The sequence below is a fragment of the Neorhizobium vignae genome (assembly GCF_000732195.1).
GTDB lineage: Bacteria > Pseudomonadota > Alphaproteobacteria > Rhizobiales > Rhizobiaceae > Neorhizobium > Neorhizobium vignae.
The window spans coordinates 163,441-189,684 of record NZ_JNNU01000009.1 but is presented as its reverse complement, the minus strand read 5'-3'; the positions used below and the strand labels follow the sequence as shown (position 1 = coordinate 189,684).

General features: G+C 63.1%; 23 protein-coding genes and 1 pseudogene. 7 read left to right on the top strand and 17 right to left on the bottom strand.

Features of this window, described 5'->3' with window-relative positions:
* Positions 1-126: 126 nt before the first annotated feature.
* A complete protein-coding gene (locus GQ59_RS17335; protein ID WP_037083511.1) occupies positions 127-1,152 on the bottom strand; it encodes a sugar ABC transporter substrate-binding protein in 1,026 nt (341 codons plus the stop codon).
* A 329-nt stretch (positions 1,153-1,481) separates the two neighbouring features.
* Here GQ59_RS17335 and GQ59_RS17330 point away from each other — a divergent pair, with 329 nt between their 5' ends.
* Positions 1,482-2,726, top strand: a complete 1,245-nt coding sequence (locus GQ59_RS17330) for an ROK family transcriptional regulator (protein WP_051904024.1) — start codon at positions 1,482-1,484, stop codon at positions 2,724-2,726.
* Between the two features lie 27 nt (positions 2,727-2,753).
* Here GQ59_RS17330 and GQ59_RS17325 read toward each other — a convergent pair whose 3' ends face one another.
* Both GQ59_RS17325 and araD read right to left on the bottom strand, forming a co-directional pair.
* Entirely contained in the window at positions 2,754-3,479 is a 726-nt protein-coding gene (locus tag GQ59_RS17325; protein WP_037083510.1) for a ribonuclease activity regulator RraA, read from the bottom strand.
* A 24-nt stretch (positions 3,480-3,503) separates the two neighbouring features.
* The gene (gene araD, locus GQ59_RS17320) at positions 3,504-5,234 is read right to left on the bottom strand and encodes an L-arabinonate dehydratase (protein ID WP_037083509.1); all 1,731 of its coding nucleotides are present in this window, start codon (positions 5,232-5,234) and stop codon (positions 3,504-3,506) included.
* Positions 5,235-5,397: 163 nt separating this feature from the next.
* On the opposite strand from araD, the gene GQ59_RS17315 reads away from it, so the two are divergent.
* The 5 genes from GQ59_RS17315 to GQ59_RS17295 all read left to right on the top strand — a co-directional run bounded on the left by GQ59_RS17315 (position 5,398) and on the right by GQ59_RS17295 (position 10,260).
* Positions 5,398-6,075: a GntR family transcriptional regulator gene (locus GQ59_RS17315; protein WP_037083507.1), complete on the top strand. Its 678-nt coding sequence runs from the start codon at positions 5,398-5,400 to the stop codon at positions 6,073-6,075.
* Positions 6,076-6,413: 338 nt separating this feature from the next.
* Positions 6,414-7,325 (top strand): glycine betaine ABC transporter substrate-binding protein OsmF, encoded by a 912-nt coding sequence (gene osmF, locus GQ59_RS17310; RefSeq protein ID WP_037083504.1) that lies wholly within the window; start codon positions 6,414-6,416, stop codon positions 7,323-7,325.
* 93 nt (positions 7,326-7,418) lie between these two features.
* Positions 7,419-8,585: an ABC transporter permease gene (locus GQ59_RS17305; RefSeq protein WP_037083500.1), complete on the top strand. Its 1,167-nt coding sequence runs from the start codon at positions 7,419-7,421 to the stop codon at positions 8,583-8,585.
* Positions 8,582-9,520, top strand: coding sequence for an ABC transporter ATP-binding protein (locus GQ59_RS17300; protein ID WP_037083499.1), 939 nt, complete (start codon positions 8,582-8,584; stop codon positions 9,518-9,520). Before GQ59_RS17305 ends, GQ59_RS17300 begins: the two co-directional genes overlap by 4 nt.
* Positions 9,517-10,260 carry an ABC transporter permease gene (locus GQ59_RS17295; protein WP_037083497.1) on the top strand — a complete coding sequence of 248 codons (744 nt, stop codon included), beginning with the start codon at positions 9,517-9,519 and terminating at the stop codon, positions 10,258-10,260. The genes GQ59_RS17300 and GQ59_RS17295 overlap by 4 nt, the downstream gene beginning before the upstream one ends.
* Here GQ59_RS17295 and GQ59_RS17290 read toward each other — a convergent pair.
* The 10 genes from GQ59_RS17290 to murA all read right to left on the bottom strand — a co-directional run bounded on the left by GQ59_RS17290 (position 10,257) and on the right by murA (position 21,814).
* A complete protein-coding gene (locus tag GQ59_RS17290; RefSeq protein ID WP_037083495.1) occupies positions 10,257-11,177 on the bottom strand; it encodes a DMT family transporter in 921 nt (306 codons plus the stop codon). The two genes, GQ59_RS17295 and GQ59_RS17290, sit on opposite strands and share 4 nt — an antisense overlap.
* A gap of 47 nt (positions 11,178-11,224) precedes the next feature.
* A complete protein-coding gene (locus GQ59_RS17285; RefSeq protein WP_037083493.1) occupies positions 11,225-12,340 on the bottom strand; it encodes an anhydro-N-acetylmuramic acid kinase in 1,116 nt (371 codons plus the stop codon).
* A 10-nt stretch (positions 12,341-12,350) separates the two neighbouring features.
* A complete protein-coding gene (locus tag GQ59_RS17280; RefSeq protein ID WP_037083490.1) occupies positions 12,351-13,376 on the bottom strand; it encodes a serine hydrolase domain-containing protein in 1,026 nt (341 codons plus the stop codon).
* Positions 13,377-13,388: 12 nt separating this feature from the next.
* The gene (locus tag GQ59_RS17275) at positions 13,389-15,134 is read right to left on the bottom strand and encodes an ABC transporter ATP-binding protein (protein WP_037083489.1); all 1,746 of its coding nucleotides are present in this window, start codon (positions 15,132-15,134) and stop codon (positions 13,389-13,391) included.
* Positions 15,131-15,970 (bottom strand): ABC transporter permease, encoded by an 840-nt coding sequence (locus GQ59_RS17270; protein ID WP_174459622.1) that lies wholly within the window; start codon positions 15,968-15,970, stop codon positions 15,131-15,133. The genes GQ59_RS17275 and GQ59_RS17270 overlap by 4 nt, the downstream gene beginning before the upstream one ends.
* Positions 15,970-16,932, bottom strand: a complete 963-nt coding sequence (locus GQ59_RS17265) for an ABC transporter permease (protein ID WP_037083485.1) — start codon at positions 16,930-16,932, stop codon at positions 15,970-15,972. Before GQ59_RS17265 ends, GQ59_RS17270 begins: the two co-directional genes overlap by 1 nt.
* A gap of 41 nt (positions 16,933-16,973) precedes the next feature.
* On the bottom strand, positions 16,974-18,494 hold the full coding sequence (locus GQ59_RS17260; protein WP_037083483.1) for an ABC transporter substrate-binding protein: 1,521 nt from the start codon (positions 18,492-18,494) through the stop codon (positions 16,974-16,976).
* Between the two features lie 77 nt (positions 18,495-18,571).
* A complete protein-coding gene (murQ, locus tag GQ59_RS17255; protein WP_037083640.1) occupies positions 18,572-19,495 on the bottom strand; it encodes an N-acetylmuramic acid 6-phosphate etherase in 924 nt (307 codons plus the stop codon).
* Positions 19,496-19,676: 181 nt separating this feature from the next.
* Complete coding sequence (locus tag GQ59_RS17250) at positions 19,677-20,561, bottom strand: glucosamine kinase nucleotide-binding domain-containing protein (protein ID WP_037083482.1); 885 nt, start codon at positions 20,559-20,561, stop codon at positions 19,677-19,679.
* Positions 20,558-21,814, bottom strand: a complete 1,257-nt coding sequence (murA, locus tag GQ59_RS17245; protein WP_037083480.1) for a UDP-N-acetylglucosamine 1-carboxyvinyltransferase — start codon at positions 21,812-21,814, stop codon at positions 20,558-20,560. Before murA ends, GQ59_RS17250 begins: the two co-directional genes overlap by 4 nt.
* Positions 21,815-22,042: 228 nt before the next feature.
* Between murA and GQ59_RS17240 the strand changes: the two genes are divergently transcribed.
* Positions 22,043-22,894, top strand: coding sequence for a MurR/RpiR family transcriptional regulator (locus tag GQ59_RS17240; RefSeq protein ID WP_037083479.1), 852 nt, complete (start codon positions 22,043-22,045; stop codon positions 22,892-22,894).
* Between the two features lie 6 nt (positions 22,895-22,900).
* Here GQ59_RS17240 and GQ59_RS17235 read toward each other — a convergent pair whose 3' ends face one another.
* The 4 genes and pseudogenes from GQ59_RS17235 to GQ59_RS33075 all read right to left on the bottom strand — a co-directional run bounded on the left by GQ59_RS17235 (position 22,901) and on the right by GQ59_RS33075 (position 26,056).
* A complete protein-coding gene (locus GQ59_RS17235; RefSeq protein WP_037083477.1) occupies positions 22,901-23,551 on the bottom strand; it encodes a class I SAM-dependent methyltransferase in 651 nt (216 codons plus the stop codon).
* Between the two features lie 94 nt (positions 23,552-23,645).
* Entirely contained in the window at positions 23,646-24,266 is a 621-nt protein-coding gene (locus GQ59_RS17230) for a 2-dehydro-3-deoxy-6-phosphogalactonate aldolase (RefSeq protein ID WP_037083476.1), read from the bottom strand.
* Between the two features lie 12 nt (positions 24,267-24,278).
* The gene (locus tag GQ59_RS17225) at positions 24,279-25,208 is read right to left on the bottom strand and encodes a 2-dehydro-3-deoxygalactonokinase (protein ID WP_037083472.1); all 930 of its coding nucleotides are present in this window, start codon (positions 25,206-25,208) and stop codon (positions 24,279-24,281) included.
* 2 nt (positions 25,209-25,210) lie between these two features.
* Positions 25,211-26,056: pseudogene (locus GQ59_RS33075) on the bottom strand (2-dehydro-3-deoxygalactonokinase).
* Positions 26,057-26,244: the final 188 nt, after the last annotated feature.

Sequence of the window (26,244 nt, the reverse complement as noted above, 5' to 3'; positions counted from 1 at the left end):
CGCTGAATACGCAGGAACCGTCCGTTGGGTTTGCCCGGTCTTCGCCGGTTGCTTCCCAGCGGCGCATCACTGGTCGAAAGTGGCCGGGGATATCAACCCCGGCCGGGATGGGCTAGATGGTGAGGATCAACCCCAGCACTTGGCCGTACCTTCCTTGACGTCGATCGACTTGACGCCGGGGACCGGCTTGTCGGTGACGAGCGCAACGCCGGTGTCGAAGAAGGACTTGCCTTCGGTCGGCTTCGGCTTTTCCTTGGTGTCGGCGAACTTCTTGATCGCCTCGATGCCAAGCGATGCCATCAGCAGCGGATATTGCTGCGAGGTGGCGCCGATCACGCCTTCCTTGACCGACTTGACGCCCGGGCAACCGCCGTCCACCGAGACGATCAACACTTTCTTTTCCATGCCGACCGCCTTCAGGGCCTGGTAGGCGCCGACGGCGGAGGGCTCGTTGATCGTGTGGATGACGTTGATGCCGGAATCCTTCTGGAGAAGGTTTTCCATGGCCTTGCGGCCGCCTTCCTCGTTGCCGTTGGTCACGTCATGGCCGACGATGCGCTTGTCGGTCTCGTCGCCGATCTTGTCCGGGTTCTTGGGATCGATGCCAAAGCCGATCATGAAGCCCTGGTCGCGCAGCACGTCGACCGTCGGCTGATCAGGTGTCAGGTCGAGGAAGCCGACCTTGGCATCCTTGGCCTTGTCGCCCATGGTTTCCTTGGCCCACTGGCCGATCAGCTTGCCGGCAAGAAGGTTGTCGGTGGCGAAGGTGGCGTCGGCGGCATTGATCGGGTCGAGCGGGGTGTCGAGCGCAATGACGAGGACGCCGGCGTCGCGGGCCTTCTTGACGGTCGGCACGATGCCCTTGGTATCGGAGGCGGTGATCAAAATGCCCTTGGCGCCGTCGGCGATGCAGCTTTCGATGGCGGCGACCTGGCTTTCGCTGTCACCGTCGATCTTGCCGGCATAGGATTTCAGCGTCACGCCGAGTTCCTTGGCCTTGGCCGTGGCGCCTTCCTTCATCTTGACGAAGAAGGGGTTGGTGTCGGTCTTGGTGATCAGGCACGCGGATACGCCTGCGGCCTCCGCGGGGGCGGAAAACGCAACGCCGAGGACAAGGGCGCCGAATGCGGCGGACAATACGGATTTCTTCATGGTCTCCTCCCAGAGTTAAGACTGTCCGCAATGCGGACCCAATGTTTAGGCGTAATGAATGGGCACCGGTGCCACCGAGTTCGACAGGCGCCTCCTCCCAGCCGTCCTGTGCCCTTACACCCCTAATTAAGAACGAGTTGAAACATCTGTCAATAATTAATTCCGATTGAATTATTTATTTCTCATGCCATAGTTTGCCGAAATGGAGGTTCAGAATTTGACGATCGGTGTCCGCTGTGTCTTGCGGGATGCTAGGGGATATCAAAAGGTTACCCGTATTCCTGAATGAGGTGGCCACGTCGATTCAAGGCTTCTGGGAGGAAGAGCCAATGTCGGTTTCAGATAGCGTGGCGCCGGGCCATGGGCTGCTGGGCAATTTCACCGGCGGTTCAAACCAGGTGCGGGTGAGGGCCTATAACGAGCGGCTCGTGCTTTCGCTGGTGCGTCTGAACGGCTCCATGTCGAAGGCGGATATCACACGGCGCAGCGGGCTTTCGGCCCAGACCGTCTCGGTCATCATGCGGGCGCTCGAAAAGGACGGCCTTCTGTTGCGCGGTGAGCCGGTGCGCGGCCGGGTGGGGCAGCCTTCGGTGCCGATGCGACTCAATCCGGATGCGGTCTATTCGTTCGGCGTGAAGATCGGCCGGCGCAGCGCCGACCTGGTCCTGATGGATTTCGTCGGCCGCATCCGGCTGCAATATCACGAATCCTACGCCTATCCGCTTCCCGGAAAGATCATCGAGATCATCACGTCCGGCATTGCGCGGCTCGAAGGCCAGCTGACCGAGGTGCAACGCGGGCGTATCGCCGGGATCGGCATCGCCGCGCCATTCGAACTCTGGAACTGGGCCGAGGAGGTGGGCGCGCCGCAAGGGGCGATGGAAGTCTGGCGCGGGTTCGATCTGCAGGCTGAAATCGCGAGCAAGGTCCAGCATGCGGTCTACCTGCAGAACGACGCGACAAGCGCCTGCGGCGCCGAACTGGTGTTCGGCGTTGGCCCCTCCTATCCGGATTTCGTATATTTCTTCATCGGATCGTTCATCGGCGGCGGGATCGTTCTGAACTCGGCGATCTTTTCCGGACGGACCGGGACCGCGGGCGCTGTAGGGCCGCTTCCCGTGCGCGGCGGCGATGGCGAGACACGCCAATTGCTCGACATCGCCTCGATCTTCGTTCTGGAGAATCTCCTGAAGGAGCGGAACGTCGATCCCCAGCCGCTCTGGTATTCCGCCGACGACTGGATCGACTTCGGAGAGCCGCTCGAACTGTGGATCCGGCAAACCGCGGATGCGCTTGCCCAGGCGATCGTTGCGGCGGCCTCGATCATCGATTTCGGCGCGGCCGTGATCGACGGCGGCTTTCCGGCCTGGGTCAGGCAACGGATCGTCGCCTCGACCATCGAAGCGGTGACGCGGCTCGACCTTCAAGGCGTCATCATCCCCGATATCATCGAGGGAATGGTCGGCTCCCAGGCGCGGGCGATCGGCGGGGCCAGCCTGCCGATCTTTGCCAAGTACCTGTCCGACCAGAACGTGCTTTTCAAGGACCTGCGCGAAACAGCGGCAGGTTCATAGGCGGCAGGATATCGGCCAGAGGTCGCTTCAGCGGCCCTTGGCCTGACGCCAGCGGGCGAAGTCGGATTTGCTTTCCTCCTTCGTCGCCGGGTAGAGGCCGATGATCGAGCGGCCGTTCAAGACTTCCTCGGTCACGAAATCCTCAAACGCAGTCATTTCGATCACCTCATCGGCGATTTCGTCGGCGATATGCGCCGGGATGATGACGACTCCCTCGTTGTCGCCGACCACCACGTCGCCCGGCCAGACGGCGACGTCGCCGCAGCCGATGGGCACGTTGATGTCGAGTGCCTGGTGTAGGGTGAGGTTGGTCGGGGCGGAGGGGCGGTTGTGGTAGGCCCGGATGCCGAGTTCGGCGATTTCCGGGCTATCGCGAAAACCGCCGTCAGTGACGACGCCGGCGACACCGCGCACCATCAGGCGCGATACGAGGATAGAGCCGGCGGAGGCCGCGCGGGGATCCTTGCGGCTGTCCATGACCAGGACATGGCCGGGCGGGCACTGCTCGACGGCGGCACGCTGCGGATGCTGCGGGTTCTGGAACACCGAAAGCGGGTTCAGGTCTTCGCGCGCCGGGATGTAGCGCAACGTGAAGGCCTGGCCGACCATGTTTCCTGGTTTCTGGGAAAGCGGCCGGACATCCTGGATGAACTGATTGCGCAGGCCGCGCTTGAAGAGCGCGGTGCAGATCGTCGCGCAGCTGACGCTTTCGTATTTCTGGCGTGTGGCGTCGGAAAGAATGTAGTCGGTCATAGGGTTCCACTCAGACATGTCGGGTCAGAAAATCTCGGGCTCGCCGGCGGTGGCGCCGAATTCCCGTTCGAGGAAGTCGAAGTCGCAGCCTTCGTTGGCCTGCTTGATGTGCTTGGCAAACATCCAGCCGTAGCCGCGTTCGTATTTGTCGGCGGGCGCCACCCATTCGGCACGGCGCCTGGCGAGCGTTGCTTCGTCCACCAGCATGTCGATCGAGCGGTTCGGCAGGTCGACGCGGATGATGTCGCCGGTGCGCACCAGCGACAGCGGGCCGCCGATATAGGCTTCAGGCGCCACATGCAGGATGCAGGCGCCGTAGCTCGTGCCGGACATGCGGGCATCGGATATGCGCAGCATGTCGCGAAAACCCTGTCTCAGGATCTTCTTCGGGATCGGCAGCATGCCCCATTCCGGCATGCCGGGACCGCCTTTGGGGCCGGCGTTGCGCAGGATCAGCACGTGGTCGGCGGTGACGTCGAGATCTTCGCGGTCGATCATCGCCTTCATTTCCGGATAACTGTCGAAGACGAGGGCGGGACCTTCGTGGACCCGCAGCCGCGGCTCGCAGGCGGAAGGCTTCATGACGCAGCCGTCCGGTGCTAGGTTGCCTTTGAGGACCGCCAGGGAACCCTCATGATAGATCGGGTTCGACAAGGGGCGGATGACGTCGCTGTTGTAGACTTCCGCGCCTTTCAACGTCTCGCCGAGCGGGACACCGCTGACGGTCATGGCGTCGAGTTTCAGAAGATCCTTGATCTCCGACATCAGGGCGCGCAGGCCCCCGGCGTAGTAGAAGTCTTCCATCAGGTATCTGTCGCCGGACGGACGGATGTTGGCGACGACAGGCGTCGTGCGTCCCGCCTTGTCGAGATCGTCCAGCGTCAGCGGTACGCCGGCGCGGCGAGCCATCGACAGCAGATGCACGACCGCATTGGTGGAACAGCCCGTCGCCATGGCGACCGTCGTCGCATTGTGGACTGCATCCGGCGTGATGATCCTGTCAGGCGTCAGTTCGTCCCAGACCATTTCGACGATCCGGCGGCCACAGCGCGTGCTCATCCGTATGTGGTTAACGTCCGCAGCGGGAATGGAACTGGCACCGGGGAGGGTAAGGCCGAGCGCTTCGGCGATGGCGGTCATGGTGCTTGCGGTGCCGAAGGTCATGCAATGGCCGTAGGAGCGGGCAATGCCCTCTTCGACGCCAGTCCATTGTTCTTCGGAAATCGTGCCGGCGCGGCGTTCGTCCCAGTATTTCCAGGCGTCCGAGCCGGAGCCCAGCCATTCGCCCTTGTAGTTGCCGCGCAGCATCGGGCCGGCGGGCAGGAAGATCATCGGAAAACCGGCGCTGATGGCGCCCATGACCAGAGCCGGCGTGGTCTTGTCGCAGCCGCCCATCAACACCGCACCGTCGACCGGATGGGCGCGCAAGAGCTCCTCGGCCTCCATGGCGAGGAAGTTGCGATAGAGCATCGATGTCGGCTTCAGCGCGCTTTCGGAGAGCGACTGTACCGGCAGTTCTACCGGGAAGCCGCCGGCCTGAAGCACGCCGCGCTTAACGTGTTCGACGCGATCCTTGAAATGGGCATGGCAGGCGTTGAGGTCGGACCAGGTATTGAGGATGGCAATGATCGGCTTCTTGCCCCAATCCTTCTCGTCAAAACCCATCTGCATCATTCGGGAGCGGTGTCCCGACGACCGGAGATCATCCGGCGCGAACCAACGGGCGCTGCGGAGATCGGCTGCTTTCTTAGTCATGCTTGTTCTTCCAGAAATCCTGCCATCGTTCCGGGATCGATTGTGTCGCGATCCCAGGGACGGAGCTCCTCCCGCCCAGCGCCAACTTAAACACGCTCGTTTTAAATTGATATATCAAATTTCAGATGCTAGGTCAGCCCGAGAGACAAGGTGGAGGACGCGGATGGGGATTGACAATGCGCTTCTGCCAGTGGCGCCGGTTTTTCTGAAAAGCCTGCGCGACCATGTTTACGGGCTGGTACGCGATGCCATTCTTTCCGGCCGACTGAAAAGCGGCGAGAAGCTGAACGAACGCCACCTCGCGGGGCAGCTCGGCATAAGCACGACACCGCTGAAGGAGGCTTTGCGCGTGCTTGAGGCCGAAGGGCTGGTACGGTCGGAGCCTCGCCGCGGGATTTATGTCACCTTCAATGCCGGCCAGGCGGAAGAGATGATGCTGGCGCGCGCAGCGCTCGAGAGCATGATTGCTCGCCAGGCCGCCAAGCGGGTGAAGGATGAGGACGTGGCCCTGATGCGCGAACTCATCGTCGAGATGCGGGCCGGCCTCATGACGGTGGACGTGCTGCAGCTCATCGCCCTCAACGAGCGCTTCCACAATGTCATCCATGAAGCATCCGGCTGCGGCTATCTGCGTCGCCTGCAGGGCGGTCAGAGCATCTATACCCATGCAGCCCGTCTCAGCGTGCTGTCGGAAGAGCGGGAGCGCTTTCTGGCGGTCGAGGAGCATGAGGCGATTGCCAATGCGATCGCCGACCGCGATCCCGATCTTGCCGAGCGCCTGATGCGCGATCACGTCATTCGCTCGGGCGAGAAACATCTGATCCGCGTGTCCGAAGCGTGAAGTCAAGTGAACGAGGGTTTTGATCGTGAGGTTCGACGACGCCGATACGATCGATGGCGGACGCCACCCTCTCCAGGCTGAAGGCGGGCAATTTCGAACTGGTTGTCGATGCCGCCCACCGGGCCTCCGACAAGGCTTGTTTCAGCCAGCCAACAGCGGGCGGCAGATCTTATCGGATAGGTCGATCGGCGGATAAAACGCACCGCACAAAATATTTGTCGGATGCGCCCTTCCGGAACTCGCACATCTTATAAGCTGCCCTACATAACAGTGGCTTTTATGTGTTCCAGGCCAAGTCAAACGAGGTGGTGACTGGCGATCCGGAGGGAAATTCTGTCATGTCTTTGAAGAAAAAGCTTTTGGGCATAGCTTTTGCGCTTGGCGTGTCGGCCACCATGGCGAACGCTCAGGTCGTCGTCTCGTCGAAGATCGATACCGAAGGCGGCGTGCTGGGCAATATCATCCTTGCCATGCTGAAGGCGAACAACATCCAGGCCACCGATCGTATCCAGCTCGGAGCGACGCCGGTCGTCCGCAAGGCGATTACCGCCGGCGAGATCGACATCTATCCGGAATATACCGGAAACGGCGCGTTCTTCTTCGAGAAGGGCGACGATCCCACCTGGAAGAACCCGCAAAAGGCCTATGAAGCGGTCAAGAAGCTCGATTATGACGCCAACAAGATCGTCTGGCTGGCGCCGTCTTCGGCGAACAACACCTGGGCAATCGCGGTGCGCAAGGACGTTGCCGACGCCAACAAGCTGAAGACGCTGACCGACTTCGGCAAATATGTTGCGGGAGGCGGCAAGATCGTCCTGGCGGCCTCCTCCGAATTCGTCAATTCGGCCGCAGCCTTGCCGGCCTTCCAGACCACCTACGGCTTCAAGCTGAAGCCAGACCAGCTGATCACGCTCTCGGGCGGTGATACCGCAGCGACCATCGGTGCTGCCGCCAACCAGACTAACAATGCGAATGCCGCCATGGTCTACGGTACCGACGGCGGCATTGCGCCTTCCGGGCTCGTTGTTCTCGAAGACGACAAGGGCGTTCAGCCGGTCTACCAGCCGACCCCGATCATCCGCGAGGAGGTGCTCAAGAAGAACCCGACCATCGAGGCGGTGCTGAAGCCGGTCTTCGCCAAGCTCGATCTCGTCACGCTGCAGGACCTCAATGGTCGCGTGCAGGTAGGTGGCGAACCGGCCAAGGCGGTTGCCGAGGATTTTCTCAAGAAGAACGGCTTCCTGAAGTAATTCCTTTTCGGCGCGGTTTCGTGTCAACATGGGCCGGGCGCTACAGCGTCCGGCTTTTTCATCGGTCGCAGGTCGATTATAGGCAGGGACGGTTTGAGAGTTCAGTTCGATAAACTCGGCATCGTCATCGCCCTTCTAGCCGTCTACGGCGGGCTCTGGGCGTCGTTTGCGACGCTTAAGCCCAATCGGATCGTACAGGGCAAGGCGGAGGCGATGCTTCAATCGCTGCCGGCCTGGGCAGGCTGGGGTCTGATCGGCGTGCTGGTTCTTGCGACGGCAGCAGCACTCTTTCGCACGTCACCCTGGATAAAACTGCTTGCCGCCGTCGCGGCGCTGGCGGCGCTGACGCTTTCGATCGGGCACGCGGCGACATTCCTGACGCCGGCCGGCAATACCTATGCCCGGGTCTCACCCGCCTCGGGCTTCTGGATCCTGCTGTTCGCCTTCGCGCTTCTGGCTGCCGATGCGATCACGCGGCTCGATCCGCCGCCGGCGATGCGGGTGCTGTTTCTGGTCGTGGCCGCGGCGGCAATTGGCACGCTGCTGATGTCGGGAAGCTGGAACGGGCTGTCGATCATGAAGGAATATTCCGGCCGCGCCGACGTCTTCTGGGTCGAGGCGGGCAAACATGTGGAGCTGGCGCTTGGCTCGCTCTTTGCTGCCGTTCTGGTGGGGTTGCCGCTCGGCATCCTCTGTCATCGGGTGGCGCCGCTGAGGGATGGCGTGCTCAACACGCTGAACCTCGTCCAGACCATCCCGTCGATCGCGCTTTTCGGCCTGTTGATTGCGCCGCTTGGCTGGATCGCAGCCAATGTGCCGGGTGCCGCGGCGATCGGCATCCGCGGCATCGGGGGAGCGCCAGCCTTTGTCGCGCTGTTTCTCTATTCGCTGCTGCCTGTCGTCGCCAACACCGTCGTCGGGCTTGCGGGCGTGCCTCGCGCTGCGAATGACGCTGCCCGCGGCATCGGCATGACAGGCTGGCAACGGCTGTTCAAGATCGAGTTCCCGCTGGCGCTGCCGGTCATCCTGACCGCGATCCGTATCGTGCTCGTCCAGAATATCGGCATGGCGACGATTGCCGCGCTGATCGGCGGCGGCGGTTTCGGCGTCTTCGTCTTCCAGGGTATCGGCCAGACAGCGATGGATCTCGTCCTGCTTGGCGCCGTACCGACTGTGGCGCTCGCCTTTGCCTCGGCCGTCGTCCTCGACGCGCTGATCGAAATGAACTCCCGCGTCCCCAACGGAGCCAGATCCGCATGATCGAGATCGACGCCATTACCAAGCGCTATGACGGTGTCACCGTCGTCGACAACGTCTCGATGGTGATCGAGCCGCGCACCGTCACGGTCGTGGTCGGCACGTCCGGTTCGGGCAAGACGACGCTGATCCGGATGATCAATCGGCTGGTGGAAGCGACCGAAGGTGCCATCCGGCTCGACGGCGAGGACAACCGGTCCATGCCGGGTTACGAGTTGCGGCGCCGGATCGGCTACGCCATCCAGGGCCATGGGCTGTTCCCGCACCGGACGGTAGCGCAGAACATTGCGACGGTGCCAGGCCTGCTCGGCTGGGAAAGGTCCCGCATCGACGCCAAGGTCGAGGAACTGCTGACGCTCTTCCAGCTTGAACCGAAGACGTTCGGCCCGCGTTATCCGCACGAGCTTTCCGGTGGCCAGCAGCAGCGTGTCGGGGTGGCGCGGGCGCTTGCAGCCGAACCGAACGTGCTGCTGATGGACGAGCCCTTCGGGGCGCTCGACCCGATCATCCGCGCCAAGGCGCAGGAGGATCTGCTGGCGATCCAGAAACATTTCGGCACGACCATCGTGCTCGTCACCCACGACATGAACGAAGCCTTTCATCTCGCCGACAAGATCGCGGTGATGGACAAGGGCAAGGTGGTGCAATACGGGCCGCCGGCCGAACTTGTCCGTGCTCCGGCGACCCCTTTCGTCGAGACGCTGATCGGCGACGCGGAACGGCCGTTCCGGCTGCTTTCGATTGCAAGGACCGGCGCTGCGGCAGAGCCGGGCGAGGCGGAGGGCGAGCCGATCCGGGAGGACAGGAGCCAGCAGGAGGCGCTTGCCGATCTCATATGGAGTGGCCGCGATGCGCTTCCGGTCATTTCCATGAGCGGCAGTCCAATGGGCCGGGTGACCCTCGACGCGATCCTCAAGCGTGCCGCGAGGCCGCGATGAGGGCTTGGGTGCCGACCATACTGCGCGGCTTTCTGCTCCTCTTGCTGATTGCCTTCCTGGTATCGCCGGGCAGTTTCGAGCCATTGTTGAAACCCCTCGTGCAGCCGAACGCGCCGGCGATCTACAATCAGGGCAGCCTGCTCAGCCTGACGCTCCTGCATCTGCGGACCGTCTTCATCGCGACGCTGGCGGCGACGATCATCGCCGTGCTTCTGGCGATCCTTGTTACCCGGCCGTTCGGGGCGGAGTTCCTGGCGCTGTCTCGCAGCCTCGTCAATATCGGCCAGACGTTTCCGCCGGTCGCGGTTCTGGCGCTTGCCGTTCCGGCTGTCGGTTTCGGCGAGAAGCCGACGCTGATCGCGCTGTTTCTCTACGGGCTTCTACCGATCTTTGAAAACACGCTGACCGCGCTCACCAACCTGCCGCGATCGGTGATGGAGGCAGCGCGTGGTTCCGGCATGACACCTGTCCAGCGGCTCATTCAGGTCGAGTTGCCGCTGTCCTTGCCGGTGGTCGTCGCCGGCATCCGGCTTTCGGTGGTGATCAGCCTCGCCACCGCGACGATCGGTTCGACGGTTGCGGCAAAGACGCTCGGCGAGGTGATCATCGCTGGGCTGCAATCCAACAACCTTGCATTCGTGCTCCAGGGCGGCCTGATCGTCGGCGCGCTGGCCGTGCTGATCTATGACGGGCTTTCGGCCGTCGAGGCCATGATCGCCCGCCGGACGGGTGCGGCCTAGCGTTGGCTGGAATCGGTCGGCACGACAGGTTCAGCATCCTGCTTCAGGTTGCCGCGATGGAAGATGAACAGTCCGGCGATGACGATGATGCCGGCGCCGATCCAGGTCTGCGCATCCGGCAAATCCCCGAAAAATAGCCAGCCGAGAATGACCGCCCAGACCAGCAGCGTATATTGCAGCGGCGCCAGCACGGAGGCCGGCGCGAGCTTCAATGAGCGGGTGATCAGGAGATGGGCGATGCAGGCGACGACGCCGAGCAGCAGCAGCGCCAGCAATTCGCCGGTATTGAACGGGCTCCAGTGGCCGATGCTGAGGAAGATCCCGGCGATCAGGCCGGCAATCGTCTGCCAGGTCACGAGTGTCGCATCGGTGGTCGCGCGCAGCCTGCGGTTCAGGACGAGGGTGAGCGCGAAGGACAGGCTGCCGACAAGGCCGAAGACGGAGGGCCATGCCAGCATTTCCGACGAGGGGCGAAGCGCGATCACCACGCCGACGAACCCGATCAAGACGGCGAGCCAGCGTCGCCAGCCGATCCGTTCGCCGAGCAGGAAATGCGAAAGGGCCGCCACATAGATAGGTCCTGCCATATAGAAGGTCATCACGTCGGCGAGCGGCAGGTAGGCGACGGCGGCGTAGAAGAGCGCTAGATCTCCCGTGGCGAAGAGCACGCGCAGCACCTGCAGCGGCATACGCTCGACCTTGTACAGCGCCGATATCGGCTGGCGGACAATCATCGGGCCAAGGATGAAGAAGGCTCCGAACGAGCGGATCACCAGGACCTGGCCGACCGAGAAGCTTGCGACCAGCCACTTGCCCATGGCGTCGTTGAGCGAAAACATGAAGGCGCCGAGCAGGAACAGCAGGACGCCGGCCAGTGCGGCATTGCCGCCGAAGGCGGAAGAGGCTCTTTTGTCCATGGTGTTTAAGAGTCCCCCCGACCCTGAAATTGCAATGGAATGGCCGGTCAGCCGGCGAGGCGCCCGCCCAGCATCGGCTTCGGTGCGCCGGTCGTGGTCGGAAAGCTGATCGGCAGGCCGCGCAGCACGCGCACCGCGAGGAATGCAAAACATTCCGCCTCGACCGCATCGCCCCGCCAGCCGAGCGTATCGGCGGAAACGGCTTTGACGCCGGCGCGGCTTTCGATCATCGACATGATCGTCGGGTTGTGACGACCGCCGCCGCTGACGATCAGCCGTTTCGGCCGGTGCGGCAGGAGATCGAGAGCCTTGCCGACCGCGGATGCCGTGAAGGCCGAAAGCGTTGCCGCGCCTGTCGCGTCGTCCAGGCCGTCCGCCATGGCCGCGGTGAAGTCGAAACGATCAAGCGACTTGGGATAGGGCGCCGTGAGATAGGGGTGCTCGAGGAGTTTTGCGAGGCGGTCCTCGTCGACCTTGCCGGAGGCACCGAGTGCGCCGTTGCGGTCCATTTCGCCGAGGCCGCGTGCCTTGATGAAATCGTTGAGCGGTGCATTGGCCGGGCCCGTGTCGAAGGCGATCATCAGGTCCTTGCCGTCCCACCAGGTGATGTTGGCAACGCCGCCGAGATTGAGCACGGCCGTATCGCCGCTCGTATCGACGCCGCGCAGCAGAGCGGAATGATAGGCGGCGGCAAGCGGCGCGCCCTGGCCGCCGGCACGGACATCCGCCGAGCGGAAATCGTAGGCGACCCTGGTGCCGAGGATGGAGGCCATCAGTTCGCCGTCACCGAGCTGGCGGGTATCGCCGAGCCTGTCCTTGGTCGGCGCACGGTGCAGCACGCTCTGGCCGTGGAAACCGACGATGCCGATATCGGCCATGGTCAGCCCCGTGCTCTCGACGAGGTCCTTGACGGCGTAGGACTGCGCCTTCGTCAGCGCTTCCTCGGCCTCGCGGAAGATCGCGGGATCGGGTCCTTCGAAATTCCAGACGCGGGCCTGCGCGAGTGTCTCCTCAAGGAGGGTGCGAATTTCCGGCGGATAGGGGGCGAGCGTGTAGGCGCCAAACGTCTCGATCGTCTCGCCGTCGGTCTTCAGCAGCGCCACGTCGATATTGCCGTCGAGAACGGTTCCGGTCATCAGACCGACAGCCCAGATTGGCTCCATGATCAGCTCCTCAGGTTTGATTGACGAGATTGCAGACCGCCTGCCTGAGCGGCAGGATGCCGCTGTCGAAATGGCGGGTCGGGTGGATGCGGTTGGTGAGGAGGGTCACGGCACGGCCCCTGTCGAAATCGATCAGCAGGCTGGTGCCGGTGAAGCCGGTATGGCCGATCGTTCCGGAGCTGCATAGATTGCCACCCCACCAGTCGGCATAGGGATGTTCCCAGCCATGGGTGCGCCGGTTCGAGAGCGGCGTGCGCATCAGCGTTATCGCATTCCCGGACGCTCCGGTGCCGTCGAGCAGGCTTTCGGCGTAGTCCAGAACCGACTTTACCGTGCCGAACAGGCCCGCGTGGCCGGAACCCTGCAGCGCCGAGCAATTTTCGTCGTGCACCTCGCCCGAGAGGATCCGCTGCCGCCAGGCACAGTCTTCGGTGGCGGCCGAGTTTTCCGGATCGGCAGACCAGGCGAAGCCCGGACCGGGATCGATCTCACGGATCGTCTTCTTCGCCAGCCGTTCGAGCGCGAAGCCGAGCAGGATGAAGTTGATGTCGGAATAGACCGGCGGACCGGCTTTCCATTCCCGCTGCAGGATGAAAGCGCGCAGCAGGTCCGGATCGCGGCCATACGTATAGATCGGCTCGACACCCGGAAACGGCGTCTGATGGCCGAGGCACTGTCGGAAGGTGATCTTCCGCTCCCAGGCCTCTGCATTGTATTGGCGCAGGTCCGGTAGCAGGGTGGTGAGCGGTGCGTCGAGATCGATCGTGCCTTCATCGGCGAGCTTCAAGATGCGCGTCGTGGTGAAGATCACCTTGGTGAGCGACGCGAGGTCGAACCAGGTGTCCACGGTCATCGGACGATCAACCGGAACGACCTGCGCAGAGCCGACGGCGCGTGTTATCCGCCCGTATTTCAGGTCGACGATGCCGAGCACCCCGCCCGGAATGCGCCTGTCGATGACGGACTGTTCGAGCGGGGCGAAGGCCCGTTCGAAAACGGCTGCAAGTTCGGGACTGGCTGAAACTTTGTCTTTCATATCGTTACATCCTCAGGCTTCCGCCCGCGCCCGGTGATCCGGTCCACAGGTCTGCCATTCGGCGGGCGGCGGCTCAAAACCCGGTGGCCGAACCAGAGACGGAACCTGGCGGGTATCGAGTTCGAAATGCTGGTTGCGGCGCTCGATGCTCGGCACGGCGGAGATCAGCCGCTTGGTATAGGAATGCTGCGGGTTGGACAGAAGCGATGCCGCGTTACCGATCTCGACGATCTGGCCTGCGTAGAGCACCGCAATGCGGTGGGCGATGCGTTCGACGACGGCCATGTCATGGGACACGAAGAGGTAGGCGAGGCCGTATTCGTGCTGCAGATCGACCAGCAGTTCCAGCACCTTGGCCTGTACCGACACGTCCAGCGCCGAAACCGCCTCGTCGAGCACGACGATCGACGGATTGAGCATCAGCGCGCGGGCGATGCAGAGGCGCTGGCGCTGGCCGCCGGAGAATTCGTGCGGGTAACGCAGCAGGCTGTTTTCGGGCAGGCCGACGCGCTTGAGCAGCGCGACCATTTTGGCCCGCGTTTCGGCATCGATCCGGCCGCCGGCGGCGATCACCGGTTCGGCGAGGATGCTGTCGATGCGAAGCCGCGGGTTGAGCGAGGCGTAGGGGTTCTGGAAGACCATCTGCACGGAGGGATCGCTGCCATCGACGATCCTTCCGTTGTTGGCGGAAAAACTGCCGCGGGTGGGCTTCACGAGCCCGAGGATGGCGCGGGCGGTGGTCGACTTGCCGGAGCCGCTTTCGCCGACGATCGCCAGCGTCTCTCCCGGCATCAGGTCGAAGCCGACATTCTCGACCGCATGGACCGAGCCCGGCGAGCGGGAGAGGATGCTGCCGGCCACCTTGAAGCGGACCGTCAGGCCATCGACTTTCAGGGCAGGGACAATCGCCTCGGATTTTTCCCGGCTGAAATCGGAACGGGCGGCGCGGCCGGACTCGAAATGCGGCACGGCGCTCAGCAGATGCTGGGTATAGGGGTGTTTCGGCTGGTCGAGGACGTCGCCGAGCGGTCCCTGTTCGACCGCTTCGCCGGCCTGCATGACCATGACCTTGTCGGCAATGCCGGCAACGAGGCCGATGTCATGGGTGATGAAAATCATCCCCATGTCGGTCTCGCGCTTCAACTCGCCGAGCAGCGCCATGATCTGCGCCTGGACGGTGACGTCAAGTGCGGTCGTCGGTTCGTCGGCGATCAGCAGGCGCGGATTGCAGGCAAGCGCCATGGCGATCATGACCCGCTGGAGCATGCCGCCGGAAAGCTGGTTCGGGGTGTATTTGAGGCGTCGCGCCGCATCGGGAATCCGGACGCGGTCGAGCGCGTCCTTCGCCGCGGCCGTCGCCTGCCTGCCGGTCAGTCCGCGATGCAGACGAAACGATTCCTCGATCTGGCGGCCGATCGTCAGCACCGGGTTGAGCGAGGTCATCGGCTCCTGGAAGATCATGCCGATCTCGGAGCCGCGGATCTTTTCGAGCACCGGTTCTTGCGCCCCGGTGATGTCGAGAATACTGCCGTCGGCACGTTTCAGGGTGATCGAACCGCCGATGATGCGACCGCCGCCGAAATCGACGAGCCGGTTGATGGAGAGCGCCGTGACTGATTTGCCGGAGCCGCTTTCTCCGACGATCGCCAGTGTTTCGCCGGCATCCAGGTCGAAGCTGACGCCTTTGACGATCTCGTTTTGCTTCGGATCGCGCCCGAAACCGACGCGCAGGCCGGATACCGAGAGAAGCGGCGTCATGGCGCGGACCTCCGCGTCTTGGGGTCGAGTATGTCGCGCAAGGCGTCACCGAGCAGGTTGAAGCCGAGAATGCTGATCATGATGGCGACCGCCGGGAAGATCAGGAGCCAGGGCGCGTTTTCCATCAGGTTGCGGCTGTCGGCGAGCATCAGCCCGAGCGAGGAGGCCGGCGGCTGGGTGCCGAGGCCGAGGAAGCTCAAGCCGGCCTCGGTCAGCAGCGACCACGCGAGCGCCAACGTCACCTGCACGGTCAGCGGCGCGACCAGGTTGAGAAGCAGATGGCGGGTCAGGATATAGCGTCGGCTGGAACCGAAGGTGCGGGCGGCATCGACGAATTCGCGGGCCTTGATCGAGAGAGCCGGACCACGCACCACGCGGGTGAAGATCGGCGTGTAGACGATGGCGATGGCAGCCACGCTCGTCCAGGTGCCGGGGCCGACAACGGCGATGATGAGGAGGGCGAGCAGGATGGCCGGGAAGGCGAGCAGCACGTCCATGATGCGCATGACGATGCCGTCCCAGGCCTTGCCGAACCACGCGGCGGTCAGGCCGAGCACGGTTCCCGCAAGTGTTGCGAGAGCGACCGAACAGAAGGCGACGAGGAAGGACTGGCCGATGCCGTTCATCAGCCGGCTGGCGACGTCGCGGCCGAACAGGTCGGTGCCCATCCAGTAGACGGCGTTCGGCGCATGCAGACGGTCGATGCGGAACTGCTGCAGGGGATTGTAAGGGGTGACGCCGAACATGCCGAGCAGCGCGACAACCACATAGATCACGACGATCGTCCCGCCGATCCTGCCGCTGGAATGGCTGAAAATTGCGCGAAGCATCGACATCAGTTGCTCTCTCCGAGCCGGATGCGCGGATCAAGCGTCACATAGGCGAGGTCGACGAGCAGGTTGACCACCATGAAGTTGAAGGCAATGAACAGGACGCAGCCCTGCACCAGCGCGTAATCGCGCTGCAGGATCGCTTCGAGGACGAGACGGCCGAGGCCGGGCAGGGCGTAGATCTGCTCCACCAGCACGGCGCCGCCGAGCAGATAGCCGAATTCGACGCCGCTCAGGGTGACGACCGGGATCAGCGCATTCGGCAGGGCATGGCGCCAGATGACGCTGCGTTTCGGCACGCCCTTCGAGCGGGCGGTGCGCACATAGTCGTCGGAGAGCACATCGAGCATGGCGGAGCGCGAGATACGGGTGACGGAGGCGGCGAAGGCGAAGCCGAGCGTGATCGCCGGCAGGATCATCTGGCCGAGATTGCGGAGCGGATCGGTGAGGAACGGCGTGAACTCGCCCATGGTCGGCAGGATACCGAAACCGGCCGACAACGCATAGATGATCAGCAGACCGACGACGAAATTGGGGGTCGATTGGCCGATCATCGCGAAGATCCGCACCGCAAGATCGGAGATCTTTTCGTTGCGGGTGGCGGCGAACACGCCGGCCGGCAGGCCGACGAGAAGCGCCACGCACATGGACATCAACGCGAGCTGCAGCGTCAGCGGAAAACGTTCGAGGATGATGGTGAGCGCCGGCTTGCCGTGGATCACCGAAATGCCGAGATCGCCCTGGAGGACGCCGAGAAGCCAGCTCCAGTATTGCACCAGGATCGGCTTGTCGATGCCGAAATAGGCGGAGAGCGCCGCCCTCTGCGCCGGCGTCAGAAGGCCGGCTTCGGTGCCGAGCATCGCGGTGATCGCGTCACCCGGCACCAGTCGAATTGCGACGAACACGAGGATGGAGACCCCGAGCATCACGAGCGGAAACGTCAACAGCCGTCGCGCCAGGTAACTCATTCGTTCACCAACCTCGTATCCGTACCGTCATGCTTTCGCGATTACTGCAACGTGACCTTGCTCAGGCCGAACAGCGAGCCTTCCGGCGTCGGCACGAAGCCCTGCACGTTCTTCTGCTGTGCGGTGTAGCTGTAGGACGTGTAGAGCCAGACCCAGGGCGAAACTTCGGCAAGGTGCTTTTCGAAGTCGGCGAAGATGACCTTGCGCTTGGCAGGGTCGGTCTCGACGCGGCCCTTCTGCATCAGGCTGTCGAGCGTATCGTCGATGTAGTTGGTGACCTTCTGCAGGTTGCCGGTCTTGGTCCAGTAGCGGTTATACATGGAGTAAGGATCCGCGCGGCCGCCGTTCAGCGCCACCGCCATGTCGAAGTCGCCCTTCAGCCAGGCATCGACATAGACGTTGAGCTCCATCATCTTGATGTTGAGCTTGACGCCGATTTCGGCCAGCTGGGACTGCAGGACCTGGGCCTCTGCAGCCGCAGTTGCAGGTTCGCCATTGGCGGCGATCACGGTCGCGGTAAAGCCGTTCGCAAAACCTGCGTCAGCCATCAGCTTCTTCGCCTTGGCGATATCCTGCTTGTAGCAGAACAGCGTGCTGGCATCGGACGTGTAGCCCGGCATGGTCAGCGGGCCGGTGACCTTGCCTTCGCCGACCGAAGCCGTGTCGAGCACGTCCTTGCGGTCGATGGCGCAGGAGATCGCCTGGCGCACGGCGAGAACGTCCATCGGCTTGCGGGACGGGTTCATCTGCAGCACGTGGTAGGCCAGAACCGGCGTGCGGTTGAGCACAAGGCTTGGCTCCTTCGGTACCAGAGTTGCGACCAGCGGATCGTTGATCAGCGCGAAATCCACCTGCTTGGTGCGCAGCGCCGCAAGGATCGCGGTCTCGTCCGGCAGGACGCTGATGTCGATGCCGTCGATGGCGACCTTGCCGCCGGCCCAGTCCTTGTTGGCGGAGAGCGTTTCCTTGGAATTCGGCTCCCACTTGTCGAGCTTGAACGGGCCGGAGCCGAGCGCCTTGGTGCCGATGGTGCCGGCAGCGATTTCAGCGGCTGGTACGATGGCGGCGTTGATGCTCGCCATGGCGGTCAGGAGCGGCACGTCCGGCTGCGACAGCTTGAAGACGACCGTCGTCTGATCCGGCGTCTCGATAGAGGCGATCGACAGGAAGTTGGCGCGCGCGGCAGCCGCGGTCTTTTCGTCGAGAAGGCGCTCGAACGAGGCCTTCACGTCGGCGGCCGTTACCGGCTTGCCGTCTTGGAATTTTGCGTTCGGGTTAAGCTTGAAGGTCAGTTGCTTGGCGTCGGGTGCGAATTCCCACGAAGCTGCGACGGCCGGGACGATCTGCAGGTCCTTGTTGAGGCGGACGAGCGGCTCATAGATCAGTTCCAGCAGGCGGATCGAGGAAAATGCAGTCTGCTTGTGCGGGTCAAGGCCGGTCGCATCCTGCTTCCAGGCCATTTTGAGCGACGCGGCGGATGCCGGCGAGGCGATCGCGGTCGCGCCGATGGTGACGGCCAGCGCAAGGACGGACAGGAATTTAGTCGAAAGATGTCTTCCCATTTTTATTCTCCCTCTTCTGATATCTGTTCGTCGTCTCGACCCAGCCACATTCGAGCCGCGGCCGGCATTCAGCAGCTTTACGCCGTCTTCCCATCAATTGCCTTGCGGAGGAAGCCTCCCGCATTGTCGAGCGCCACGCGCGCCGTATCGACATCCATTCCCGTCAGCGCGATCAGGATCGCCAGTTTGACGTCGTTGCCTGTGAGGTCAAGCACGCCGCGCGCCTCTTCCGTCGTGCAGCCGGTTGCCTGCATGACGATGCGGGCGGCGCGGGCGACGAGCTTCTGGTTGCTGGCATGCAGATCGACCATCAGGTTCTGATAGCTCTTGCCGATGCGGATCATGCTCGCCGTGGTCAGCATGTTGAGTACGAGCTTCTGGGCCGTTCCGGATTTGAGGCGCGTTGAGCCGGTGAGGATTTCCGGGCCGACGACCGGCGAAATGGCAATATCGGCGATATCGGCGATGACGGCATCGGGATTGCAGGAGAGGGCGACCGTCTTCGCCCCAAGCTCCTTGGCATAGTTCAAGGCACCGATGACGTAAGGCGTGCGGCCGCTGACGGCGATGCCGACAACGACGTCGTCTGCGGTCAGGCCGATGTCGACGAGATCCTGCTGGCCCTGTTCCGGGCTATCCTCGGCGCCTTCGACGGCGTGCTGGAGGGCGTGGTCGCCGCCGGCGATCAGGCCGACGACCATGCCTTCCGGGACGCTGAAAGTCGGGGGGCATTCGGACGCATCGAGCACGCCGAGGCGGCCGCTGGTGCCTGCGCCGATATAGACCAGCCGGGCGCCCTTCTGGAAAGCGCGAACGATTTCCTCCACGGCCTCGGCGATCTGCGGGATTACCTTCTCGACCGCTGCGGGAACGCCCTGGTCTTCTTCGTTGATCTCGCGCAGCACGTCGATTGTGGGCAGCAGATCGATATCCATGGAGCGGGGATTGCGGTCTTCCGAAACCAGTCTTTCCAGTTCGGATATCAGCCGTTCGTCGCTCATGACCCTGCCTTCGAGATCGGAGGGCGGCGCAGCGCTTCGCAGGATCGGCGTCATACGATGTTGCTCCTCACCCTTTGTTATCCTTTCCTCAAAGGATTAGGATCATCCATTCCATGAGTCAATGAAAAATTGGAATATATTATTCCACGTCACTCAGCCTTTCTGAAGGCGGGATTGGGGTTCAGGAGGCCTTGACAGCTTGGCGGGCGAGAATGATCGCGCCTGAGACGGCATCGCCGTCGGCGGGCTTCAGCCGGCGGCGGACGTCCGGTGCCAGCCAGGCCTCCAGCGGGCTCGACAGGCCGCCAAGCAGGGTAACGCGCGGAGCGCCCTGATCGAACAGCGTGCGGACCAGCGTGTCGATCTGTTCGGCAGCACTTTGGACGATGCGACGGCCGGCGGAATCGCCCTGGTCCGCATGCCGCATCACCATCGGCGCAAGCGAGGCGTAGTCCGTGGCGGACGAACGGTCCATCCAGGCTATGGCTTCGAAAGGATCGTTCTGGAAGCGCTGCATGACCTCGATCAGCAGAGCGGTTTTCTCGATCCGTCCGTCATGAGCGCGGAGCGCCAGCTGCACGGCTTTGAGGCCGAGATCTGCGCCGCTGCCTTCATCGGAAATGGGAAATCCGTAACCGCCGACGCGCAGGCTGCGGCCTTCGGCAAAACCGAGACCGATCGAGCCGGTGCCGGCGATGACGATCGCGCCGTCGCGGCCGGAATGGGCGCCGAGGCAGGCGCCCATTCCGTCGCTGACGAAATCGATGCTGGCGAACGGGTGCGGTATCGCCTTCAAGGCCTCGACAGACCCCTTGCGGCCGGTGCCGGCAAGCCCGATGCCCACATGGGTGCGGCCTATCTCGTCGGACCCGAACCCGGCTTCGTCGAAGGCGGCCTTGAACGCGCGCGAGATCGAGGCCCAGGCCTGTTCGATACCGAGCCGCGTCGTGGCAGGGCCGGAAAGACCCTGTCCAAGAACGGAGCCGGCTTGGTCTTCGATACGGGCGCGGCAGCCGGTGCCGCCGCCATCGACGCCCAGGAAAAAGCGTTCGGTTCCGGCCGTCATGCGCTGATCCGCTCGATATCGGCTCCGCATTGGCCAAGCTTGCGGTCGAGTTGTTCGTATCCGCGGTCGAGATGGTAGACGCGGTTGATAACCGTTTCACCCGAGGAAACCAGCCCGGCGAGTACCAGCGAGACGGAGGCGCGCAGATCCGTCGCCATCACCTGCGCCCCCTTCAACGGGGCGCCGCCGCGTACCAGTGCGGTAGTGCCTTGTAGCGCGATATTGGCCCCGAGGCGCATCAGTTCCGGCACGTGCATGAAGCGGCTTTCGAAGACGGTTTCGCGGATCAGCGATGCACCTTCGGCACAGGCTGCAAGCGCCATGAACTGCGCCTGAAGATCCGTCGGGAAACCCGGATAGGGCTCGGTGGTGATATCTGTCGCCTTCAGCGGACCTTCGCGCGAAACGACGAGGCCGCGATCGCTCGGCCAGATGCTGACGCCCATAGCTTCCAGCACCTGCACGATCGAGGCCATGTTTTCCAGCCGCGCGTTGGTGAGTTCCAGCATGCCGCCGGTGATGGCGGCTGCCACGGCGTAGGTTCCGGCTTCGATACGGTCGGGAATGCCGTGATGTTTCGCCGGCTGCCAGGTGGTTAAGCCCTGGACCAGGATGCGGTGGGTGCCGGCGCCTTCGATCCGCGCGCCCATGGCGATCAGACAGGCGGCAAGATCGGCGACTTCGGGTTCGCGGGCGGCGTTGAGGATCTCGGTTTCGCCCTTGGCGGCGGTGGCGGCCATCATCGCTGTCTCCGTAGCCCCGACGGAGGGGGAGGGAAGCACGATGCGGCCGCCCTTCAATCCGCCCGGTGCCGAAGCGACGATCAGGCCGTTCTCGATATCGATGTCCGCTCCGAGAGCCGCGAGCGCCTTGATATGCATGTCGACGGGACGCGCACCGATGGCGCAGCCGCCGGGCAGCGATACGCGTGCCTGGCCGAAGCGGGCGAGCAGCGGTGCAAGGACGAGCACGGTGGCGCGCATCTTGCGAACGGTGTCGTAGGAGGTTTCCTTCGAGACGATTGCCTTGGCATCGACGATGGTGGAATGGCCGGTGCGGGTGACGGCGGCGCCATGCAGTTCGACGACCCCCAGCATGTTTTCCACATCGCTGACTTGTGGCAGGTTGGTGAGCTCGACCGGGTAGGGGCTGAGCAGCGTGGCCGCGATCTGCGGGAGCGCCGCGTTTTTCGCCCCGGCAATGGTGACGGCTCCCTGGAGCCGATGACCGCCGACGATCCGTAATCTGTCCATGACGAAACCTGTCGAAGAGGCGCGGTGAATCTCAAATCAATCTGCGCTTCCTCGAAACTAAACCACGGCGCGTCCCTGTCAATCATTCGGAATTTTTTATTCCTTTGTGCGGCATTATCTGCGATAATCCATCCTCGGCTGGGGGATGGAAACGCTGTTGCGGACGACCGTTGCGGTGGTATCCTCCACCAGACCCAAGGCCGTATCGCGGAGCTTCCGAAGGAACGCATGTCAGTCTTAAAGAAGATCAACGCGCAGCTCGAGGATATGGCACCGGCAGACCGGGAGATCGGCCAGTTCATCCTCGACAATCCCGACCAGATGCTACGGCTTTCCTCCGCAGCGCTTGCGGCCGAGACGGGGCGCAGCCAGTCGAGCGTCGTGAAATTCAGCCAGAAACTGGGTTTTGCCGGATATCAGGAGCTGAAGCTCGCCGTCAGCGAGGCGAAGGCGCAGGAATGGCATGCGCCTCCCGGCATGATCCACGGCTCGATCGAGGTCGGCGACAGTTATCTGACGATCCTGCAGAAGCTGATCGGCAGCAAGATGTTGTCCATGCAGCAGACGCTCGCGGTCAACAACGAGCAGGAGATCGAGCGGGCCCTGACGGCTCTCAACGATGCGCGACGCATCCATATGGCCGGCGTCGGGGCATCGTCGCTGGTCGCGCGCGATTTTTCCTACAAGCTGATGAAGCTTGGGCGCAACGTGCTGCATGACAGCGACAGCCATGTGCAGATGGCGAATGTCTCGACGCTCAACAGCCAGGACGTACTGCTGGCACTTTCCTATTCCGGCACCAGTTTCGAGACGCTGAGGATCGCCGAACTGGCGCGCCAGCGCGGCGCGACGGTGATCGCCATTACCGGTCTCAACGGCAATCCGCTGATGCAGGCAGCGGATATCCGGCTTTATACGGTCGCGGACGAGGAGCGGGTGCGCTCGTCCTCCATCACCGCGCGCGATGCACAGCTGATGCTGACGGACCTGCTGTTCATCCTGCTCGTCCAACGCCAGCCGGACGCCAATGAATACGTCCATAACAGCGAACTTGCGGTCTCCGTCCTGAAGACCAAGTGATCTCCTTCAGGCGCTCAGGCGGTGCTTCAGACGGATGACCTTGAAGAATCCATTCGGGAACACGCGACGAATCTCCGCCACCTCGAAATCGCCGCGCCGCTTCGCCCATTCGACAATCCGAGCGATGCGGAAGGACGAACTCCATCCAACCCGGTGTACCAGTGGCGCTACGGCTTCCTCGATCGCTCCTTGTAGGCCGCGCCCGTCGCCGAGCTTGCTCGCGACGATGATCTCGCCGTCTGAGCGTAACACGCGGGCGCACTCGTCAAGAGCCCGTTCGGGATCCGGGATCAGCGTGATGACGAAGGGCAGGCAGACTGCGTCGAAGGAACGATCGGCGAATTCGAGGTCGTGCGCATCCATGACATGCAGCGACTGAATGTGGGCGAGCCCGGCGCGCGCGACCTTCTCACGTGCCTTGGCGATCATGTGTTCGGAAAGATCGATGCCTGTGACCCGGCAGTGTTTCGGATAATAGGGCAATACGAGCCCGGTGCCGACGCCGACCTCGAGAATGTCCCGTCCGGCTTCGGCGGCGAGCTTTGCGACGGTGCGATGCCCGTCGCGCAGCAAGCCGCGATAGACCCGGTCATAGACCGGCGCCCACCGTTCATACACCTTCTGCTGATGTTCGGCGCTGTTGCGGATCACTGCCAAGATCGTCCCCTCCGGTTTGCCGCGAATTGGGCTAAAACTCAGGACGAAAACGATAGTTCCGGTTCGCGACGGTTTTGCGACGGGGTTTTAGACCTTAGAGGGCGCGCATCGCGTCGATGAATTCTCTCGCCTTTTGCCCGATGGAGGCGATGTCGGCACCGGGTTTGTAAAGGGAGGAACCGATGCCGAAACCGGCGGTGCCCGCCTGCGCGTAGACAGCCATGTTCTCGGGCGTGACACCGCCGACGGCGAGCACCGGAATATCCTTCGGCAGCACCGCCTTCCATGCCTTGATGACATAGGGGGGGATCGCTTCCGCCGGAAACGCCTTGATGCCGGTGGCGCCGGCCTCGATCGCCGCGAAGGCTTCCGTGGGGGTCGCGACACCCGGCAGGCTCACCATGCCGGCCGCGCGGCTGGCCTTGATGACTTCGACATTCGCATTCGGCGAGATGATCACCTTGGCGCCGGTCGCGGCGACATCGGCGACCTGGGCAGATGTCAGTACGGTGCCGGCTCCGATCAGTGCCTGGTCTCCGAAACGTTTGACCAGCTTTTCGATGCTTTTCAGCGGATCGGGGGAATTGAGCGGCACTTCGATGATCCGCCAGCCCGCCTGAACGAGCACTTCGCCGACGGCTTCCGCTTCTTCCGGCTTGATGCCGCGCAGGATGGCGACGAGATTGCATGCTTTGAGCGCCTCTTCGAAGGTCATCTCGAAACTCCTTTATTGCGCGGCTTCGGCCGCGATCAGCATGATGCCGCGTTTCGCGGCGTTTTCCGATGCGGGTTCGACGGTCAGGCCGAACAGGGGCGCGATCCGGCCGTAGCGGCTGTTGAGCACGTTGTTGCCGACGATGCCGATCGTATCGCCGTTCTTGAACCAGCCGGCAGCGCGGGCCTGGCGGAATTCCGAGCCGATGACGAGGCCGGAGACGTAATCGAGTATATCCTCAGGCTTCAATTTACCGTCGAGAATGCCGGTGCGGGCGCTGAAGATCGCCGACAGGAACGCATCGGCGGCGGCGGAATCGCTGGCTGCAAATTCCGCCCCGCGATCGAAATTCTGCCAGTCCGGCTCGGCGCCCGGCTTCGGCTCCAGAGCCTTGGCGATGAACGAATGTTTGGTCAGAAGCGAAAATACTTCGCCGGTCGCGTAGGTCTGGAAACCGTCGATGCGGTTGTCCTTGACCCGTGCCCATTTGCTATGGGTGCCGGGCAGGACCAGGGTGCGGTCGCGGTCGAGGCCGTAACCGACGATCTGGGTTTCCTCGCCGCGCATCACATCCGGAAACGGCTTGGCGGCCGGATCGCGCATGCCGGGCAGGAAGGTGATGACGGCGCCGTTCTGAAGGGCGAGTTTGCGCGTGCCGGCGGCAAGCTCGTCGATCCCGCCGGGCGTATCCACATAGGGTACTTCGACCCAGCCGTTGCGGCTGGTGATCATGCCGCTTGCCAGGACGGGCAGGGGGCCGTGCGCCGAAAACCATTCGCCCACCGTTTCCATCAACGCCTGCTCGAAGGCGCCGTCCTTGACGAACTGGATGCCGCCGCTCGACGTATCGCGGGTATCGAGCGTTTCGCCTGTTTCCGAAACCAGCATGGCGCGCAGCGAGCTCGTTCCCCAATCGAGGATGATCGAGGTGGGTTTGGGCATGGTCACATTTCTCCCGAAGCGGCTTTCGCCCCTTCGATAGCCCGTGACCTATCACCCTGTCGAGAGGCGACCCGGCGGAAACCGGCGGCAATGTCGGGCGTGACGAGATTTGCGCCCGCCCCGAAGATCTCGAGCGCCATCTTGTAACCCTCGGCAAGCGCTACGTGACCGACGACGTTGATTTTCTTCGGTTTGTCCTGCCCAGCGCCTCGGAGATTTCCGCGCCGATCATCAGGCCGGCCAGGTAGTCGGCGATCTCTTCGGGCGCCAGACGGTCGAACAGGACCAGGTTGCGCGCTGAAAAGACGCGGGCGAGGATGCGGCCGGGCAGGTCTCTTGTTCAAACGCCGTCTGGACGCCACGGCGAAAGGATTCCGGGCGGCCTCGTAGGTTGCCGGGATGAGGCGAGAGACGAGCGAATCCTTCTTGAGCAGATTGAGGATCTCGCCGGACATGTAGGTGGTGATCGCGGTGATGCGGCCAGCCTCCATCGTCACCCATTTGGCATGAGGACCGGGCAGCACCAAGATGCCGTCGGTTTCCGTGAGGCCGAAGAGCGACATTTACTCGCCGCGCATCACGTCGGGCAATGGTTTGGTCTGGGCGATGCCGGGCAGGAAGATCAGCGGCGGCAAGCCTTCGGCCTTATGTGTCTCAGCCTGCGCCAACAAATCCCCAGGCCCAGCCGGCACCGGTGTGAAGGGACTTTCCATCCGGCCGTTGCGGCTGGTGACCATGCCGGAGAACAGGATCTTTTCCAGCTTGTCGATCCAGTCCCTGAGCGCGATCTCGAAGCCGTTGGCCGCCACCTTGGCCGTGCCGCGGTCGCTCTTCTTTTCCCCGAGTATCGTTTCGTCGTCGAGAAGCAGTGCACGGGCGAGGCGAGAAGGCCGTCGCCGTGCTCCATCATCCGTTCGTAGACCGGGGCGTAAAAAACCGAGAATTGCCGAGCAAGATCGCGGACCGCTTCCACATAGCGCTCAAAACCCTGGCGAGTCTGGCCGGTGAACCCCGCACTTCCAACCCAGAATCCGGC